Source organism: Bradyrhizobium sp. 41S5, from assembly GCF_011516665.3.
GTDB lineage: Bacteria > Pseudomonadota > Alphaproteobacteria > Rhizobiales > Xanthobacteraceae > Bradyrhizobium > Bradyrhizobium quebecense.
Genome location: NZ_CP083721.1, coordinates 2,557,662 through 2,572,893 on the forward strand (window position 1 = coordinate 2,557,662; position 15,232 = coordinate 2,572,893).

14 protein-coding genes are annotated in these 15,232 nt (G+C 65.3%); 5 read left to right on the forward strand and 9 right to left on the reverse strand.

Annotated elements, in window-relative coordinates; all coding sequences use genetic code 11:
* Positions 1-106: 106 nt before the first annotated feature.
* On the reverse strand, positions 107-634 hold the full coding sequence (locus HAP47_RS12025; protein WP_173638058.1) for a lytic transglycosylase domain-containing protein: 528 nt from the start codon (positions 632-634) through the stop codon (positions 107-109).
* Between the two features lie 379 nt (positions 635-1,013).
* Here HAP47_RS12025 and HAP47_RS12030 point away from each other — a divergent pair, with 379 nt between their 5' ends.
* Positions 1,014-1,208, forward strand: coding sequence for a hypothetical protein (locus HAP47_RS12030; protein WP_050403193.1), 195 nt, complete (start codon positions 1,014-1,016; stop codon positions 1,206-1,208).
* Between the two features lie 44 nt (positions 1,209-1,252).
* Here HAP47_RS12030 and HAP47_RS12035 read toward each other — a convergent pair whose 3' ends face one another.
* The gene (locus tag HAP47_RS12035) at positions 1,253-2,611 is read right to left on the reverse strand and encodes an ATP-binding protein (protein WP_173638057.1); all 1,359 of its coding nucleotides are present in this window, start codon (positions 2,609-2,611) and stop codon (positions 1,253-1,255) included.
* A 2-nt stretch (positions 2,612-2,613) separates the two neighbouring features.
* Positions 2,614-3,351 (reverse strand): response regulator, encoded by a 738-nt coding sequence (locus tag HAP47_RS12040; RefSeq protein ID WP_173638056.1) that lies wholly within the window; start codon positions 3,349-3,351, stop codon positions 2,614-2,616.
* A 286-nt stretch (positions 3,352-3,637) separates the two neighbouring features.
* Here HAP47_RS12040 and HAP47_RS12045 point away from each other — a divergent pair, with 286 nt between their 5' ends.
* Together HAP47_RS12045 and HAP47_RS12050 are read left to right on the forward strand one after the other, a co-directional pair.
* Complete coding sequence (locus tag HAP47_RS12045; protein ID WP_173638055.1) at positions 3,638-4,015, forward strand: PRC-barrel domain-containing protein; 378 nt, start codon at positions 3,638-3,640, stop codon at positions 4,013-4,015.
* A gap of 347 nt (positions 4,016-4,362) precedes the next feature.
* The gene (locus tag HAP47_RS12050; protein ID WP_173638054.1) at positions 4,363-4,878 is read left to right on the forward strand and encodes a PRC-barrel domain-containing protein; all 516 of its coding nucleotides are present in this window, start codon (positions 4,363-4,365) and stop codon (positions 4,876-4,878) included.
* Positions 4,879-4,968: 90 nt separating this feature from the next.
* On the opposite strand, the gene HAP47_RS12055 is transcribed toward HAP47_RS12050, so the two are convergent.
* The 4 genes from HAP47_RS12055 to HAP47_RS12070 all read right to left on the reverse strand — a co-directional run bounded on the left by HAP47_RS12055 (position 4,969) and on the right by HAP47_RS12070 (position 10,815).
* Positions 4,969-6,366 carry a glycerophosphodiester phosphodiesterase family protein gene (locus tag HAP47_RS12055; protein WP_231168844.1) on the reverse strand — a complete coding sequence of 466 codons (1,398 nt, stop codon included), beginning with the start codon at positions 6,364-6,366 and terminating at the stop codon, positions 4,969-4,971.
* 192 nt (positions 6,367-6,558) lie between these two features.
* Positions 6,559-7,530: an HlyD family secretion protein gene (locus HAP47_RS12060; RefSeq protein WP_173638053.1), complete on the reverse strand. Its 972-nt coding sequence runs from the start codon at positions 7,528-7,530 to the stop codon at positions 6,559-6,561.
* The gene (locus HAP47_RS12065) at positions 7,517-9,847 is read right to left on the reverse strand and encodes an ABC transporter permease (RefSeq protein WP_173638052.1); all 2,331 of its coding nucleotides are present in this window, start codon (positions 9,845-9,847) and stop codon (positions 7,517-7,519) included. Before HAP47_RS12065 ends, HAP47_RS12060 begins: the two co-directional genes overlap by 14 nt.
* Positions 9,844-10,815 carry an HlyD family secretion protein gene (locus HAP47_RS12070; protein ID WP_231168845.1) on the reverse strand — a complete coding sequence of 324 codons (972 nt, stop codon included), beginning with the start codon at positions 10,813-10,815 and terminating at the stop codon, positions 9,844-9,846. The genes HAP47_RS12065 and HAP47_RS12070 overlap by 4 nt, the downstream gene beginning before the upstream one ends.
* Before the next feature lie 624 nt (positions 10,816-11,439).
* Here HAP47_RS12070 and HAP47_RS12075 point away from each other — a divergent pair.
* Positions 11,440-11,742: a hypothetical protein gene (locus HAP47_RS12075; RefSeq protein WP_173637092.1), complete on the forward strand. Its 303-nt coding sequence runs from the start codon at positions 11,440-11,442 to the stop codon at positions 11,740-11,742.
* Between the two features lie 160 nt (positions 11,743-11,902).
* On the forward strand, positions 11,903-12,055 hold the full coding sequence (locus HAP47_RS12080) for a hypothetical protein (protein WP_173638050.1): 153 nt from the start codon (positions 11,903-11,905) through the stop codon (positions 12,053-12,055).
* A gap of 134 nt (positions 12,056-12,189) precedes the next feature.
* Here HAP47_RS12080 and HAP47_RS12085 read toward each other — a convergent pair whose 3' ends face one another.
* Together HAP47_RS12085 and HAP47_RS12090 are read right to left on the reverse strand one after the other, a co-directional pair.
* Positions 12,190-13,404 carry an ABC transporter substrate-binding protein gene (locus tag HAP47_RS12085; protein ID WP_173638049.1) on the reverse strand — a complete coding sequence of 405 codons (1,215 nt, stop codon included), beginning with the start codon at positions 13,402-13,404 and terminating at the stop codon, positions 12,190-12,192.
* Positions 13,405-13,539: 135 nt separating this feature from the next.
* Positions 13,540-15,108, reverse strand: a complete 1,569-nt coding sequence (locus HAP47_RS12090) for a DUF4403 family protein (RefSeq protein ID WP_173638048.1) — start codon at positions 15,106-15,108, stop codon at positions 13,540-13,542.
* Positions 15,109-15,232: the final 124 nt, after the last annotated feature.

A 15,232-nucleotide genomic window follows, 5' to 3' on the forward strand; every position in this document is an offset into this window, starting at 1 on the left:
AGCGCGACGGCGGTGCGCTGCTGAGCCGGGCCCATTCTTTCGAAACGCAGGTCCCGGCTCTGCGGAGCAACGCTTGCGTTGCAGCGCCTCCGGGACACGCAAGCACCTATTTGGGAGCCTGTTCCGGCTTTGGCTCGGCGGTCTCGGCCGACATTTGCTCTTGCTTGGCGAGTTCCTTCGGTGGCGCACCCGCGCCGCCATGCATCGCCTCCTTGAGGTGACCGCCGCGCTGCCGCTTTGCGACATAGTAATAGCCGCCCGCGAAATAACGCACGGCTCGGTCGAAATCCCCATTGGCGGCGCGATAGGCGCCGGCGAGGTATTTGACGCCGTATTTGAGGTTGGTCGCGGCGTCGCGCAGACCTTCGGCGGTACCGGTGTAGCCGACCCCGCGGGCGGTCGCGAGCTTGATCTGCATCATCCCGATGGCGCCGCCGCGCCCGATCAGCTGCGGATGGTACTTGCTCTCGCGGACGATGACGCGATGCACCAGTTCTTCCGGTACCAGGTTCGCCTGAGCTTCCGCCGCCACCATCGCCTCATATTGCGCCCGCGATTGTGCACGCGCGCTGGCGCAGGACGCCAGCACCGCGATTGCGGCGGCAAGGCAGCTAAGGGTCTGAAGGGTCTTCATCTCGGGTCGCCCGGGGTGATCAAACGCGCGTCGGTTCTGCGGTCTTATTGGTACGGCGAGCGGGCAGGAATGTGGCAGAACCTTCGCATCGGCGAAACGTTCTGCGTCCGTGATTGTCCGGGTGCGGGTGAAGCGCACGACGCGGTTGCGAAGACAGATGCTTCAAATTGTTTGCTTCAAACGTCGCAGCCGAAAATTGTCTCCGATCTTCTTGGCCGCCGATTTTCTCGGCCGCCCTTTGCCGCACGCTATCCACAGCGGATTGTCGTGCAAACGACTTGATGAAGGTTTACACTGCATCCAACGACAGACGCGCGTGTTGAGTCAGCACGTCTGTCCGTTCCAAAGCACGCAAAAAACAACATTCGGGAGATGCGCCATGGTCCGTCAGGACACCGGCTACATGCCTCGCGAAAATCCCTGCGCGCAATGCGGCAAGCCGATTGCCCGCCCCGATTGGGTGGAGCACAGCGAGGGGCGCACGTCGTTCCTGTGGAATTGCCGCGCCTGCAATTACCGCTTCGAGGCGATCGCGATCTACGACACAGCGCAGCTCACGCCGCTCGCCGCCTGATCCCTTGATTCTCGGTCAGCTCGTCGCCGATCAGATCAGCCTGATCAGGCCGCGGATTTCCGCGGCGATTGAAGCAGCTGCTGCCGCGCCGGCAGTTCGATCCGGACCACCAGCCCATGCGGCTTGCGATCGTGCAGCGACAGCGTACCGCCATGCGCGAGCACGATGGCGTTGGCGATCGACAGGCCAAGGCCAAAGCCTTCGGCCTCGTCCATGTTGCGCGCCTGGTCGCCGCGCACGAACGGCTCCAGCACGCTTGCCTTGTGTGCGTCCGAAATGCCGGGGCCGTCATCCTCGATGTCGATGACGAGGCGATCCGGCTTGACGTCGAGGCGAACGGCGACTTCGCCGCCGAAGCGCACGGCATTGTCGACCAGATTGGTGATGCTGCGATGCAGGTCGGCCGGCCGCGCGGTCGCCATCGCGTGCTGCGGACCTTCGTAGCTGACCTTGTGTCCCATGTCGGCGAACTGGTCGGTGACGAGGTGCAGCGTGCTCGCGATGTCGACCAGCGTCATCTCCTCGAGCTTGCGGTCGTTGCGCAGGAACGACAGCACCGATTCCAGCATCGAGCGCATCTGGTCGAGGTCGCGCAGCATGCGGTGGCGATGGGCCTCGTCCTCGATGAATTCGGCGCGCAGCCGCATCCGCGTGATCGGCGTGCGCAGGTCGTGGCTGATGGCAGCCAGCATCTTGGTGCGGTCGTCGATCAATGCCGTGATCCGCTCGCGCATCCGGTTCAGCGCCTTGGCCAGCGAGCGGATCTCCTCGGGGCCGCGTTCGGGCAGCGGCGCGGCGGCACCGTTCAGGCTGAAGGTCTCCGCGGCCTTGACGAAGGATGACAGCGGCGCCGTCAGCGCCCATGCCGCCCACAGGCCGAGCAGGGTGACGCTGATGACCGCGAACAACACCGTCATCATCCACGGCCCGCCCCAGAACGGCCGCATGTGCTGGTCCGGCATCAGGTTCGCGGCGAACATGGCGCCGTCGGGCAGGCGGATCGCGACGCGGCGGATATCGCCGTCACGCGACGTCCTGCCCGCCTCGCGCGGCAGAGAGTAGACGTGATAGCCGGCGCCGAGCCGGCGCAGCGCGTGCAGGCTCGGCGGGTCGGTCTCGGTGAGCGTGCCGGTATCGGCCGGCAGGTCACCGATCGCAAGCTGCGGGAAGGCTCTGATGATGTCGGCCTGGAGCCGCGGCCGCTCCGATGCCGGCGCGTGCCCGAGCAGTTGTGCGGCGGCGGCGAGCTGGGTGTGCCAGCGATCGGACGGCTCCGGCCGGTCCGGGCGATGGATCAGGAAGGTGGCGGTGATGATCAGGTGCAGCGTGACGATCGAGACGACGACCAGCGCCGCCATCTGGGCGCCGATCCCCCGCAGACTCAGCACGCGCGGCAGCTTCATGGTCAGTTGCTCGTGGCGGCAACCGCCTCCACCCTCGGAGTGAACACATAGCCGCCGGACCGCACCGTCTTGATCATGGTGGCTTCCTGCGGATCGGGCTCGATCTTGCGTCTGATACGGCTGACCAGCACGTCGATCGAACGCTCGAACGAGCCGGCGCTGCGGCCTTGCGTCAGGTCGAGCAGGCTGTCGCGCGACAGCACGCGGCCGGGCCGTTCGCAGAAGGTGCGCAGCAGGTCGAACTCGGCGCTGGTCATGGCGACGCGCGCCCCTTCAGGGTTGCGCAGCTCGCGCAGGCGGATGTCGATGCGCCAGCCGAGGAAGGTCAGGGTGGTCGCCCCCTCGATCGCGCTGGCGTTGCGCGCGGCGGCCTGCCGGCGCAGCACCGCGTTGATGCGCGCCAGCAACTCGCGCGGGTTGAACGGCTTGGCCAGGTAATCGTCGGCGCCCATCTCGAGGCCGAGGATGCGGTCGACGTCCTCGCCGCGCGCGGTCAGCATGATGATCGGCGTCTGCGACTCCGCGCGCACCTTGCGGCACAGGCTGAGGCCGTCCTCGCCCGGCAGCATGACGTCGAGTACCAGCAGATCCACGCGGTGATCGGTCATGGCCTTGGCCATCTCGCGGCCGTCGGAGGCGGTCGTGACATTGCAGGAATTGGTGCGGAGATATTTTGCGATGAGAGATCGCGTTTCGCGGTCGTCCTCGACGACGAGGATATTGGGCGCAGCCTCGGTCATACCGATCTTTTGTCTGTGATTCGGGTGAAACGGCTCAGGAATTTTGTTTCAGTGCATTTCTGGAATCTTACCCGGCACGATAAGTTAACAGGTCGGCGCCGTGGAGAAAAGTTATCGTTCCGTCATCAAGCCTAATCCATTGAAATACGGGCGGAAGTTTCCGATGCCGCACGTCGGTCGCGCGGCGCCATGGCGGTCCGAAAAAGGAGAGGACCGCTGTCCTATCCGACGCCGGAACCCGTTCCCAGGGCGACGCGTTGTTTCTCTTTCAGGCCAGGAGGATGAGATGGCTGTCGAGGTGGCGACAAGGCCGCATCAGCTCATTGCAAGCGATCGGGTCGAGGGCACGGCGGTGCGCCGCGCCAATGGCGACATGATCGGCCATATCGAGCGGCTGATGATCGACAAGATTTCGGGCAAGGTTTCGTACGCGGTGCTGAGCTTCGGCGGCTTCCTCGGTATCGGAACCAATCTGCTTCCGCTGCCGTGGGCCCGGCTGCACTACAATCCTAAGTTCGAGGCTTATGAACTCGACATCGAGGATGACGAATTGAAGCGCGCGCCGTCGTTCCGCGCCGACAAGGATTTCGATTGGGGCGACCGCTCCCAGGAAGTCGAGCTGCATCGCTTCTATGGCGTGCCGCCCTATTGGGGCGGCTTCTGAGCGCAACACGTCGCGCTCGATCAGCTTCCTTGGCGCGGGCGCGCTGCGACATGCGTGCGCGGATGATTTTGGGCAAGCGCGGTTCGCCGGGGCGACTTAGTGAGCCAAACGTCGTCACATCAGGGACTGCGCGTCCGGCGCAGTCGTGAGGCTCAACCGCAGCCTGCTTGAGAGATCACGATCGCTTTCGTCAAGCACCGCAACGTTCCATGCAACCCTCGGGTGCCGCACTGCTTCCGTGGCGTTCCCGGGCATTGGGGCGGCTTTTGAGCGCAGGCTGATTAGGAACGGTCACGCACATCACGGGTTCTCCCAGCATCGATTTTGTGAACTGAGGAGAGCGCATGATGTTGATCAAATCCATCGTTGCCGGCGTGGCCGGCTCAGCACTGCTTGCAACCGTCGCGTTTGCGCAGGCACCCGCCGACAAGGGCGACAAGATGGCACCGGCGGCGTCGACAACGGCCACGTCGACGACCTCGTACAAGGGCGACTGGCGCGCGTCCAAGGTCGTCGGCCTCAGCGTGTACAACGATAGCAACGAGAGCGTTGGCTCGATCAATGATCTCCTGATGGACAAGGATGGTGCCATCAAGGTGGTCGTGATCGGCGTCGGCGGCTTCCTTGGCGTCGGCGAGCATCTGGTCGCCGTGCCGCTCGACAAGGTGAAGTTCGTCAACGAGCCGGTCGCCTACACCGGTGCCTCGAACACCGGCAGCACGACCAAGTCGACGACCACCACCGGCGCTGCGCCCGCGGCGGCGACGTCGAAATCGAATCCCTGGTATCCGGATCACGCGGTGTTCAGCGCGACCAAGGATGAGCTGAAGGCGATGCCCGAGTTCAAGTACGCGACCGAGTAACGCGCGTTAGGCTGCCTGAAAGACGAATGCGCCCGGCGATGCCGGGTGCATTTGTCGTAAGGTGCATGAAATCCGCGTCTGTTGCCGGCATCACCAGCCCAGTTCACGCAAGTAAGCCGCGCGGGCGGCAACGCCGGTGTGGGTGAAATCGGTGAACACCCCATCCACGCCGAGACGGAAGAATTTCAGATATTCCAGGCTCGGGTCGCCGCGATAGTCGGCGGCGAGATACTTCTTCTCGTTGCGGAACGTGAAGACATGCACGAACAGGCCGCGCTTGTGCGCGTCGGCAATGACACTGGTGGCGTCCTGCGTCGAGGCGTCCGCCGTCGATCCCTTGTAGGGCTTGCCATCGGCGTTGCTGTCCTTCCACGGCGAGATCTTGTAGGGCACGATATAGGCCTTCCACGGACCGATGCCGTCGGCATAGGTCTTGATCTCTGCGAGACCCTCGGGCGTCAGCATCGCATCGAAGGTGCGGGAGTCCCCCGCAACCGTCCAGTCGTACGGGCGGGAATTGGCGATGTTGTTGAGCAGGACCTTGCCGGTCTTGAAGTCGACGCCGTTGCCGTCGATCAGCTGGACCTGCCTCGTCTCCAGTCCATGGCTGCGCATATATTTCAGGCTGCCGGGCTCAAAGCTCTGAACGATGATCGGCGCGTCCTTCGCGTTGAGGCCGTTATCCCTGATGATCTTGATCAGGGCATCCTCAAGCGGGTGGCTGCCGGGCGCGCCGCAGCCATTGGCGATCGCCTGGGCGTTGTTCCAGGTCGGGTTCTTGGTTTCCGGATAGACGGCGATCGAACGTCCCGTCGCCTTGCCCTTGGCTTTGGCTATGTCGATGATGTCCTGGAAACTGATGACCGGAAACTTGCCGTTGAACAGCTTCGGCCGTTCGTTGGCCGCATCATAGGTGGTGCCGGCGATCCAGGTCTTCAGCTCGTCCATCGTGAAATCGGTGATCGACCAATCATTGGTATGGTCGTCGCCGTCCACGATCAGCGCCTTCAGCACCGATTTGGGATCGGCCGGGTCGATGAGGTCGGTGAGATATTCGGCCGGCCCGCTGGTGGGTGTTTGCGGCCATTTCACCTTGGCGGGAACGCCGGGCGCGGTGCGCTTGCGTTTCGCGACTTCCGCATTGGTCTTCGCCACTTCGGCGACGTTGGTGTTGTCGCCCAGCCATGGATTGTGGCGTGCCACCAGCACGCAATCCTTGGTCAAATGCAGGTCCTCTTCAAGCGCGTCGGTGCCGAGGTCGGCGGCCAGCTCATACGATGCCTCGGTCTCCTCGGGCACCAGGCCCGGTACGCCGCGATGCCCGATCACGAGCGGCTGCTTGCCGTCGACGGTCAGGAACGGCTTGGCGCCGGCCGGCGCCGAGCCGGTTTGCGCTGATGCCATCGACGGCAGCAGGACCGCCAAGGCCGCCGCACCGAGCAGCATCGCGCCAACATGCACCTTCCGTCGCGAACGAATCTGCTTCACGGCCAAGTCTCCATCTCTTGCGTGGCATCGGGGAGATGCCATGAGGGCCGAGCCCAACAGGGCCGACGCTATTGTCTTCTTGTCGCAATCTTCTGACAGTCCGATGACCGTTGGACAAGGCGAGCAGACGAAGCTTCCGGGACGCGCCGGAGCGCGCAGGTCATCGCGGTTCGCGGCCGGGCGTTGTGCGCGTCAACGTTCGATCCGGACGCTCATGCCGGGTTCGAGACCTTCCGCGGCGCCTGCGGGGTCGAGACGCAGGCGCAGCGTGTTGCGGTCGTGATCGCCGATCACCCGCTCGGCCTGCCAGGTGGCGAACACCCCAAGCGGCCGCAACTCGGTGATGGCAGCCTTGGTGGCGGCGCCGGAACCGTTCTGTATCACGCTCACGGTCTTGCCCATCGCAAGACCGTCGAGATGGTCCTCGCGCACATTGAACGACAGCCATTGCTTGCCGGCTGCAGCAATCATCAGGATCGGCTGACCCGCGCGAACGTTCTCGCCCACTTCCGCGGCGATCACGCTGACCACGCCGTCGACCGGCGCGCGCAAGACCATCTTGTCGAGACGGCGCTCGAGCACTGCGACGGCGGCCGCGGCCGCCTGCACCTGCGCGTCGGCGATGGCGCGCTCCTCTTTGGTCGGCCCTGCGACGGCGGCATCGTAATTCGCCTGGGCCGCCGCCACGCCGGCGCGGCCTGCGGCAACGTCGTTCTCGGCCTGGTCGAGCGCCTGCTGGGTTTCAAAGCTCTGGCTCGCCAGCGTGGTGATCCGCTTGAGCTGGGTCTCCACATAGTCGAGCCGTGAATTGGCCTTGGAGATCGCGGCTTTCAGCGAGTCGATCTGCTCGCGGCGTACGCCGGCATAGACGTTGTTGCGGCTCGCCACCGCGGCGGCGAGCGCGGCCCGCGCCTGGTCCGCCTGTGCGCTCAACTCGACCGCGGAGAGTTTGGCGAGGACGTCGCCCGCGTGCACCTTGGCGCCTTTCTCGACCGCGATCGACACCAGCTGGCCGTTCACTTCCGGCTCGATCCTGACCTCGGTCGAGCGGACCACGCCGACGATTGCGGGGGCCGGCGTCGCGCGGCTCTCGGCATAGATCAGCGCACCCGCGACGAGCACAAGCGGGATCGCGACAATGGCGACGCGCCTAGCGTTGGGCATGTTGCTGTCCTCTCTTGAACACCAGCGCGGAGATTACGGCGAGCGCGAAATAGCCCAGGGCCAGACACCACAGCCTCAGCCAGTCATGCGAGACCTCCCAGATGCTGGCGCCGAGCTGGTTGATACGCACGAGGCCATCGATCGCCGAGTCGGCCGGGAACAGCCGGCCGAGCGCCGTGGCCGCAGGGGGGATGGCCTCGCGCGGCCAGGCGAAGCCGGCGGTGAAGAATTGCGGCAGGCTGGTCGCCAGCAGCAGGATGGTGGCGTTCTCCGGTCGCGTGAACCAGGCGCCGATCGCCTGTCCCAGGAAGCTCGTCGCCAGCAGGAAGACGGTCGCCAGCGCGAAGATCTGCGGCAGATGGCCCAGCGTCGAGAAGCCATAGATCCGCGGCAGCACGATCAGATAGAGCGCGAGCGCCGGCAGATAGATAGTCAGATGGGCAACGCCGCGCCCGAACACGCCCGCGACCGTGTTGCGGGAATTCGCCAGCGCCGTGCCGGTCAGCATTGCCGCGCCGATCAACAGCGTCTGTTGCAGGATCAGAATGAACGCCGCTGGGACGATGTAACTCGCATAGCCGCCGACCGGGTTGAAAATCGGTTGCAGCAGGACGTTGGCCGGGCTGAGGCTCGCGAGCTTCGCCTTGACCAGGCTTCCGTCGGCGCGGGCGCCCCGCGACACCAGTTCGGATGTCAGCGTGCCGATCGCGGTGGCGACGGCGCCTGCGGTCGACCGGAAGATGAACAGATAGGTGGCGTCGGCGTAGACCGGGATGTGCGCGGTGAGGCCCTTGAGCACGTCGCGTTCGGTGCCGGACGGGATCTGCACGGCGGCAAATGCATAGCCGCGGTCGATGGCGGTGCGTGCCTCTGCGAGGGTGCGGGCGCGCACCGTCACGCTCAATGTGCCGCTGGCATCGAGCGTCTCCACGACCTGGCGTGAGAGATCGCTGAGATCATTGTCGACGACCGCGATCGGCAGCTTGCGCAGGATCTGGTTCAGATAGGGTTGCGGATAATAGATGCCGTAGACCAGCGGCGCGAGGAACACCAGGCTGAAGGCACTGCGCGTTCCGAGCACGCGCCGCCACTCCGCCGCGAAGGCGCCGCCGACGCCTGCTGGCGCCGGCTCGCTCGCTGGCGGCTCCTCGGGCCGCGCTGTTGCAAACCAGCCCCGGCGCGTCAGGCTCACCATGCGCAGCAATGCGAGCGCGGCAAACAGCAGCGTGAGGCCTGCGAGCGCCGCGAAGGGAATTGCCGATTCCGATGCCGGCAATCCGCGCGCCGCTTGTCCCATCAGCACCGACATGTACCAGCGCAGCGGCAGGATCGCGCTCCAGACCTGCGCAAACGTATTCATGCCGATGGTGGGAAAGCCGACACCGGCATAGCCGAAGGCGGGGGAGGCGATCAGGCCAGCCAGTCCGAGCCCCGTCGCGAGGTCGCGGACCAGGAGCTGGAGCAGGGCGCCGAGCGACAGATAGGCGATGATCAGAAGCAGCCCCGCGGCGATGATCAGCAGCACGTCGCCCTTGAAGGGAATCTGCAACACGCCCTCGAGGATCAGCGGCTGGGCCAGCATGATCAGGATGAAGATCACGAACAGCGGCGCCAGTTTGCCGGCGAGCGCGGCGATCGGATCGCCGCCGGCGCTTTCGAGCCACTCCCGTGCGTTGCGGCGGCGGAATTCGGAGCCGACCGAATAGCCCGCGGCGAGCGTGATCACGACGTGGATGATCGTCGGCAGCAGCGCACGCAGCAGGAATTGCGCGTAGTTCTTCTGCGGATTGACCAGCGCGATGGTCTCTGCGGATAGCGTTCCCATCGACGCCGGGGCGGGGGCGGCGCGATTGGCGGGAGCGGCCGCGCTCGCGGCGGCGGACAGCACATCGTTCAGGCCCGACGATGCGATGCCGGCTGCCGTCAGGAATTGCTGGTTGTAGAAGCCGACGACCTGCGGGCGGCGATCGGCCTTCAGGTCGCGTTCGAAATTCGGCGGGATGAAGATCGCCGAAATCGCCTTGCCGGACCGGATGTCCTGTACGGCTGACGACAGCGAGCCGGAATCGTCGACGATTCTGAGACTCGGCGACGCCGCGACCTGCTGCGTCAACGCGCGCGAAGTATCCGACTTGTCGGTATCGACGATCGTGACGCCAAGGCCCCGGATCACCGGTTGGCTGAACACGGCCGTGAGCACCACGAAGGCGAACAGCGGCACGCCGACGATCAAGAGCAATGCCACGCGGTCGCGCAACAGCCACCGGCATTCGCGCTGTGCGACCCGCCAGAATCCGGGCTTTGAGGCCAGCCTCATTGGCGTGACCGCCAGTCGAGATAGGCGCTCATGCCGGGCCGCAGCTCAGGCACCGGCTGCACCGGATAGGCGCGGATCGAGAATGTCCGCAAATCGAAATCGCCGGTGGCGCGGGTCGCCCGCCAGCTCGCATATTCGCCCTTGGTGGCGATCAGCTTGACCTCGACCGTGACATGGCGGTCGTCGAGCGCCGGAATCCGGACGTCGAACTTGTCGCCGACCTTCAGGCCCTTCACCAGATCCTCGCGCAGATCGAAATGGATCCACAGGTCGCCGAGATTGATCAGCGTCACCAGCGGCACGCCCGGCGAGACGAACTCGCCCGGTTCGACATTGCGCTGATAGACTTGCGCGGCAACCGGCGCGTAGACCGCGAGCTGATCGATCACCGACTGGACGCTTTGAATGTCGGCTTCGGCTTTCTCGACATTGGCTTTCGCGATCGCGCGTTCTTCCTTGGTGTAGCCGTTGACCGCCTGCTCATAGGCCGATTTCGCCTGGTCGAGCCCGCGCTCGGCTTCGTGCAGCGCATCGGTGGTCTGGTCGAGACGGGCCTGCGGCGCGTTGCCTTGCTCGGTCAGTGTCTTGGCGCGATCGAAGGTCTTCTGCGCCAGCACCTGCGCGGCCTCCGCACGCTCCATTTCTGCCTTCCGCGCGGCAATGGTTTCCACTCGCGTTCCAACCATGACGTTGGCGAGCTGCGCGTCTGCAACGGCCTTGGCGGCGCGCATCTGGTCTTGCTTCGCAAGCGTTTCCGGGTTGTCGATGCGCACCAGGACGACGCCCGCCGCCACGTTCTGGCCGCGCTCGACCGGGATGTCCTTGACCCGTCCGTCGACGCGCGCGGCGATATCGAGCCGCGTTGCATCGACCTCGCCCTGCACGAGCAGCGGCTCGGGCCGCAGCAGATAGTAGACCGAGAGCGCAACGATGATCGCTGCAACGACGCCGACAATGATGGCCGGCATGCGCGTCGCGGCGTGCGCATTGTCCTGGCCTGCTGCCTGTGGTGGCTCCGACGTGCTTCGGCTCTCGTTACCAGAAGGTGACACGTCCATAGCTGACCCCACATTGGCTCACGACCAGGATAGTCATTCACTATGGCGTGGATGTTAAATCCTGCCAACCTCGGCCGCCTGTCCGATCCGGCTCGAATTTGACCGAAGCAACCGCCTCCGGTGCGATCGGCGCGATCTCGCTTCGATGTGCGCCGCATCGAGGCGCGGTTGCATGCACAATTCCAGCGGCGGCGGGATTGGCGCCGTGCATCGGCCGGACCCTTTGAAGCGCGCGGAGCCCGCATGCTCGCTGCATGTGACCGGCCATGTTGCCGTGGCGTTGAACCTGGGTTCCGCCGAGGTTCGCGCCTGCGACCGCCAGCGTGCCCGCTGACTTTCGCGCCGCTGCCGCGTGGCCCGAGCAGGCCGCCATTGCGGGCCGCGCATGGCATCGCCGGTCACACGGATATTTGAAGCCCGCGCCCGAATAAATCGTATCCGATTAAATCGGGATACTTGAAGACCGGTCGTGCGATGCCTTTATCTGGCGCGAGCGAATTAATCGTATGCGATGTAAATCGCGGGAGCGTTACCATGACTACCAGGATTTCCCACGTCGCCAGGACGTTCAGAACGACGCCGTTCAGAACTGTCGCGCTGGCTGTGGCCCTGTCGGCCATCACGGCGACGGCGGCCTCGGCCCAGGCCGCGATCTCCGAGCCGGCCGCCTACCAGGCGCTGTATCCGTATCGCGACGTGCTCAATAACGGCGCGCCGACGCCCGCGGCTAGGCTGGTGTTGCTGCCGCCGGCGGTGCTGCAAACGCTGCAGGCGCAGGAGAGCGGCATCGGCGTCGTTCACGTGCCGCGCCGCAGTGCGCATCGTGCCGGGCGCTGAGGCCCAGCAAAGAGGATGTGCGTCGATCGCCCCACATCCTCAAACCGGATCAGACCAGCTCTCGCGTCTGTGATTGAATGATACCAATCATTCTATTGATCGCCGGCGCCGCCCGACTACGTCGAAATAGAGTGGCTTCCCCTTATGACGGAGACGTTCCATGACCAAGCAGATCGACGACCTCTCAAGGTACTATCGCTATGAGCTCGTGCACGGCGACCATGCCGATTTCATCGCCTATCAACGCAATCTGGGTGACGGCGTCTGGCAGACGTATTCGACCTGGATGATCCCGCGCGCGAATGGCGAATAGCGCCGGCTGACGAGGGCGATTACCGGGACTTGCCGCGGAATAAAGAAAAATGCGCCCGGTGGCGGCCGGGCGCATTTCTTGTTGGCCGTCATCGGGCGCACATCCGGGCGACCCGGCCCGCGGCAGCCTGCAGGTCAGTTCGACTTCACCAGCGGGCAGCCGCCCTTGTCGAGCGGGCGGAACGCTTCGTCGCCGGGCACGGTGGCGATCAGCTTGTAGAGATCCCACTCGCCCTTGGATTCCTCGGGCTTCTTGGTCTCGAACAGGTACATGTCGTGCACCATGCGGCCGTCGATGCGGATATGGCCGTTCTTGGCGAAGAAGTCGTTGACCGGCGTCTTGCGCATCTGCTCCATCACCTTCGGCGCCTCGTCGGTGCCGATCGCCTCGATCGCCTTCAGGTAATGCATGGTCGCCGAATAGAGGCCGGCCTGGATCATGGTCGGCATGTGGCCGACCTTTTCGTTGAAACGCTTCGAGAAGGCGCGGGTCTCGTCGTTCATGTCCCAGTAGAAGGCGTCGGTGACGATCAGGCCCTGTGTCGCCTTCAGGCCCAACGCGTGGGTGTCGGTGATTTCCATCAGCAGCGCGATCAGCTTCTGGCCGCCCTGGGCCAGGCCGAACTCGGCGGCCTGCTTCAGCGCGGTGGTGGTGTCGCCGCCGGCATTCGCCAGCGCCACGACCTTGGCCTTGGAGGCTTGCGCCTGCAGCAGGAAGGACGAGAAGTCCGACGAGTTGAGGGGATGGCGCACGTCGCCCAGCACCTTGCCGCCGGTCTCCTTGACGACGTTGGCGGCGTCGCGCTCCAGCGCCATGCCGAAGGCGTAGTCGGCGGTGACGAAGAACCAGGTGTCGTCGCCGCGCTTGACCATCGCCTTGCCGGCGACGTTCGACAGCGCGTAGGTGTCGTAGGTCCAGTGCACGGTGTTGGGCGAGCAGGCGGTGCCGGTGATATCGGAGGAGCCGCCGCCGGAATTGATGTTGATCTTGTTCTTCTCGCGCGTCAGCGCCGAAATCGGCAGCGCGACCGAGGAGGTCGGCACGTCGAGGATCGCATCGACCTTCTCGTTGTCGTACCAGTTGCGCGCGATGCTCACGCCGACGTCGGGCTTGTTCTGATGATCGGCCACGACGACCTGGATCGGCTTGCCCTTCACCTTGCCGCCGTAATCTGCGACCGCCATCTCGACCGCGGCGACCGAACCCTTGCCGGTGGCGTCCGCATAGAGGCTCGACATGTCGGTGAGCACGCCGAGCTTGACGACGTCGTCGGAGATCTGGGCGTTCGCCGCGGTGCCGGAGACCGCCAGCGCGAGGCCGGCCGCTGCTGCGGCCAAGAGCGATTTCATCGTGTTTCTCTCCCTGATTTTTCGTTCGAGGTTGCTTCCACGGGGCACCTTCTATCCGGTGCGGCAACCTGTCGCAAAGACGACTTTTTGGGCATGCGTAGGGCGCGCGGCGGATGGAACGCCGGGATTCGCGCCCTACAGCGCCGGCAGCGCGGTGAGGGCGGCCTTGATGGTGCCGTCGGTCTCCACGATCACCCGGAGCGTCTTCGAATCGAACGCGATGCCGGCGAGGCGGATGCTGTTGACGTCGGCGTCGACGCGGATGCCTTCCTCGTTCTTCTGCAGGTCGGCGATGGCGGCGGTGATCTTCCGCTGCGCGTTGGTCGCGAATGGCTTCAGGTCGACGACCAGCCGGTCGGCGAGCGCCTGCTGCAAATGCGGGATCGCCGCCCGCGCGGCGGCGCCGAGCAGGCCGAACGCGGCTTCGGACTCGACCGCCAGCTCGACATCGGCGAGCCGCAACGTCTGCGCCGCCTGGTCGAGCCGTGGCCGGCCCCAGATGTGCACGGTCGCCTCGGCGCCGAGGCCGAAGAAGCTCTTCTTCTCCTTGGCGTGCACCAGAAGCGAGATCAAAAGCCGGTCGCTGGAGGCGGCGATGCTCGCACTCTTGACGGTCACGTCGACTGGGCCGGAGCCGTCCTCGGGGAACGTCTTGCCCTTCAACTGCGCCTCGACGAGCTGCGTCAGCGTGGTGAAGGACATGTCGACCGGCAGGCCGACCGAGACCTGGCTCGGGATCGGCGGCACGATCGAGAGCTTGTCGGGGAACGGGCAGTTCGGCGTGGTCTGCGTCTCCGTGATCCGCGTCTCGGCCTCGATCCCCATGGTCAGGATCAGCGAGGACGCATCGACCTTCGGCTGCGCCGCGATCGCGCGGGTCGGCCGCAGCTCGAGCCACATCGGCGGCATCGACGCGGTGCCGCCGGTGCCCTGCAGCGGGATCGAGCGGCAGGCCTTGACCCATTGCGTGCGGGCGGCGTTCTGGAACACGGGGTTGTTCTGCAACCGCGCCTCGACCACGGAAATCTGGTCGGCGACCGCCTTGTCGATGACCGGCTTGACCTGGGCCGGCACGCTGATGCGGACGCCGGCGGCCGACAGGCTGGTGTCGCCGAGATTGACCTGCGCCTGCAGGTTCGGCTCGATCCGCCAGGACGCGCCGAGCTTCGGCCGCGCGGTCAGCGTGACGCTGCCCTTGATGTCGGCATTGGCGTTGATGTTCTTGATGTTCACGGCGCCGATCTGCTTGGCGACATTGCCGCCGAGCAGGCTGCCGAGCGCGTCGCTGACCGCGCCGGTCGCCTTCGCGGACAGTGAGCCGGTGACCTTGAGCGTGCCGTTGATCGGGGTCGTCAGCGTCAGCACGTCCTGTGCGCCGGTGGCTGCGATCGGCCCGCGCGAGGCGGTCCAGCCGATGTCGGCATTTTGCAGGATTTGCTGGACCGGATTGTCGGCCTTGCCGCCGAAGGTCTTCGGCGCACCGCGTTCGGCGGCATCGCGGATTGCCGACAGCGCGACCGAGACCTGCGCCACGACCGTCGAGGAGCGCGGCGCCTGCGGCAGCGGCGGCAGCTGCACGAGCGGCGGCGTCTGCACCGTGACGCTCGGCGCGAGCCAGTCCATGGCCTTGAGGCTGATCGCGAACGAGACCAGCACCACCGTGAGCCCGAGCGCGATTGTTCTTGGATGCATCGGTAGACGCATCATTCCCCCGGATGAAATCAACTTGACGGGTTGTACAGGCCCGCCGACGAGGGCGCCAGTATGGCGGGATCAAGCTGCTTCAGCGGCGGCCGCCCGAGATCACTTGGACGTTAACGACCTGGAC

Coding starts and splice junctions, on each gene's coding strand:
- HAP47_RS12075 (WP_173637092.1), top strand. CDS start 11,440: ATGACTACCAGGATTTCCCACGTCGCCAGGACGTTCAGAACGACGCCG.
- HAP47_RS12025 (WP_173638058.1), bottom strand. CDS start 634: ATGAAGACCCTTCAGACCCTTAGCTGCCTTGCCGCCGCAATCGCGGTG.
- HAP47_RS12045 (WP_173638055.1), top strand. CDS start 3,638: ATGGCTGTCGAGGTGGCGACAAGGCCGCATCAGCTCATTGCAAGCGAT.
- HAP47_RS12085 (WP_173638049.1), bottom strand. CDS start 13,404: ATGAAATCGCTCTTGGCCGCAGCAGCGGCCGGCCTCGCGCTGGCGGTC.
- HAP47_RS12070 (WP_231168845.1), bottom strand. CDS start 10,815: ATGCCGGCCATCATTGTCGGCGTCGTTGCAGCGATCATCGTTGCGCTC.
- HAP47_RS12080 (WP_173638050.1), top strand. CDS start 11,903: ATGACCAAGCAGATCGACGACCTCTCAAGGTACTATCGCTATGAGCTC.
- HAP47_RS12065 (WP_173638052.1), bottom strand. CDS start 9,847: ATGAGGCTGGCCTCAAAGCCCGGATTCTGGCGGGTCGCACAGCGCGAA.
- HAP47_RS12030 (WP_050403193.1), top strand. CDS start 1,014: ATGGTCCGTCAGGACACCGGCTACATGCCTCGCGAAAATCCCTGCGCG.
- HAP47_RS12090 (WP_173638048.1), bottom strand. CDS start 15,108: ATGCGTCTACCGATGCATCCAAGAACAATCGCGCTCGGGCTCACGGTG.
- HAP47_RS12060 (WP_173638053.1), bottom strand. CDS start 7,530: ATGCCCAACGCTAGGCGCGTCGCCATTGTCGCGATCCCGCTTGTGCTC.
- HAP47_RS12040 (WP_173638056.1), bottom strand. CDS start 3,351: ATGACCGAGGCTGCGCCCAATATCCTCGTCGTCGAGGACGACCGCGAA.
- HAP47_RS12035 (WP_173638057.1), bottom strand. CDS start 2,611: ATGAAGCTGCCGCGCGTGCTGAGTCTGCGGGGGATCGGCGCCCAGATG.
- HAP47_RS12050 (WP_173638054.1), top strand. CDS start 4,363: ATGTTGATCAAATCCATCGTTGCCGGCGTGGCCGGCTCAGCACTGCTT.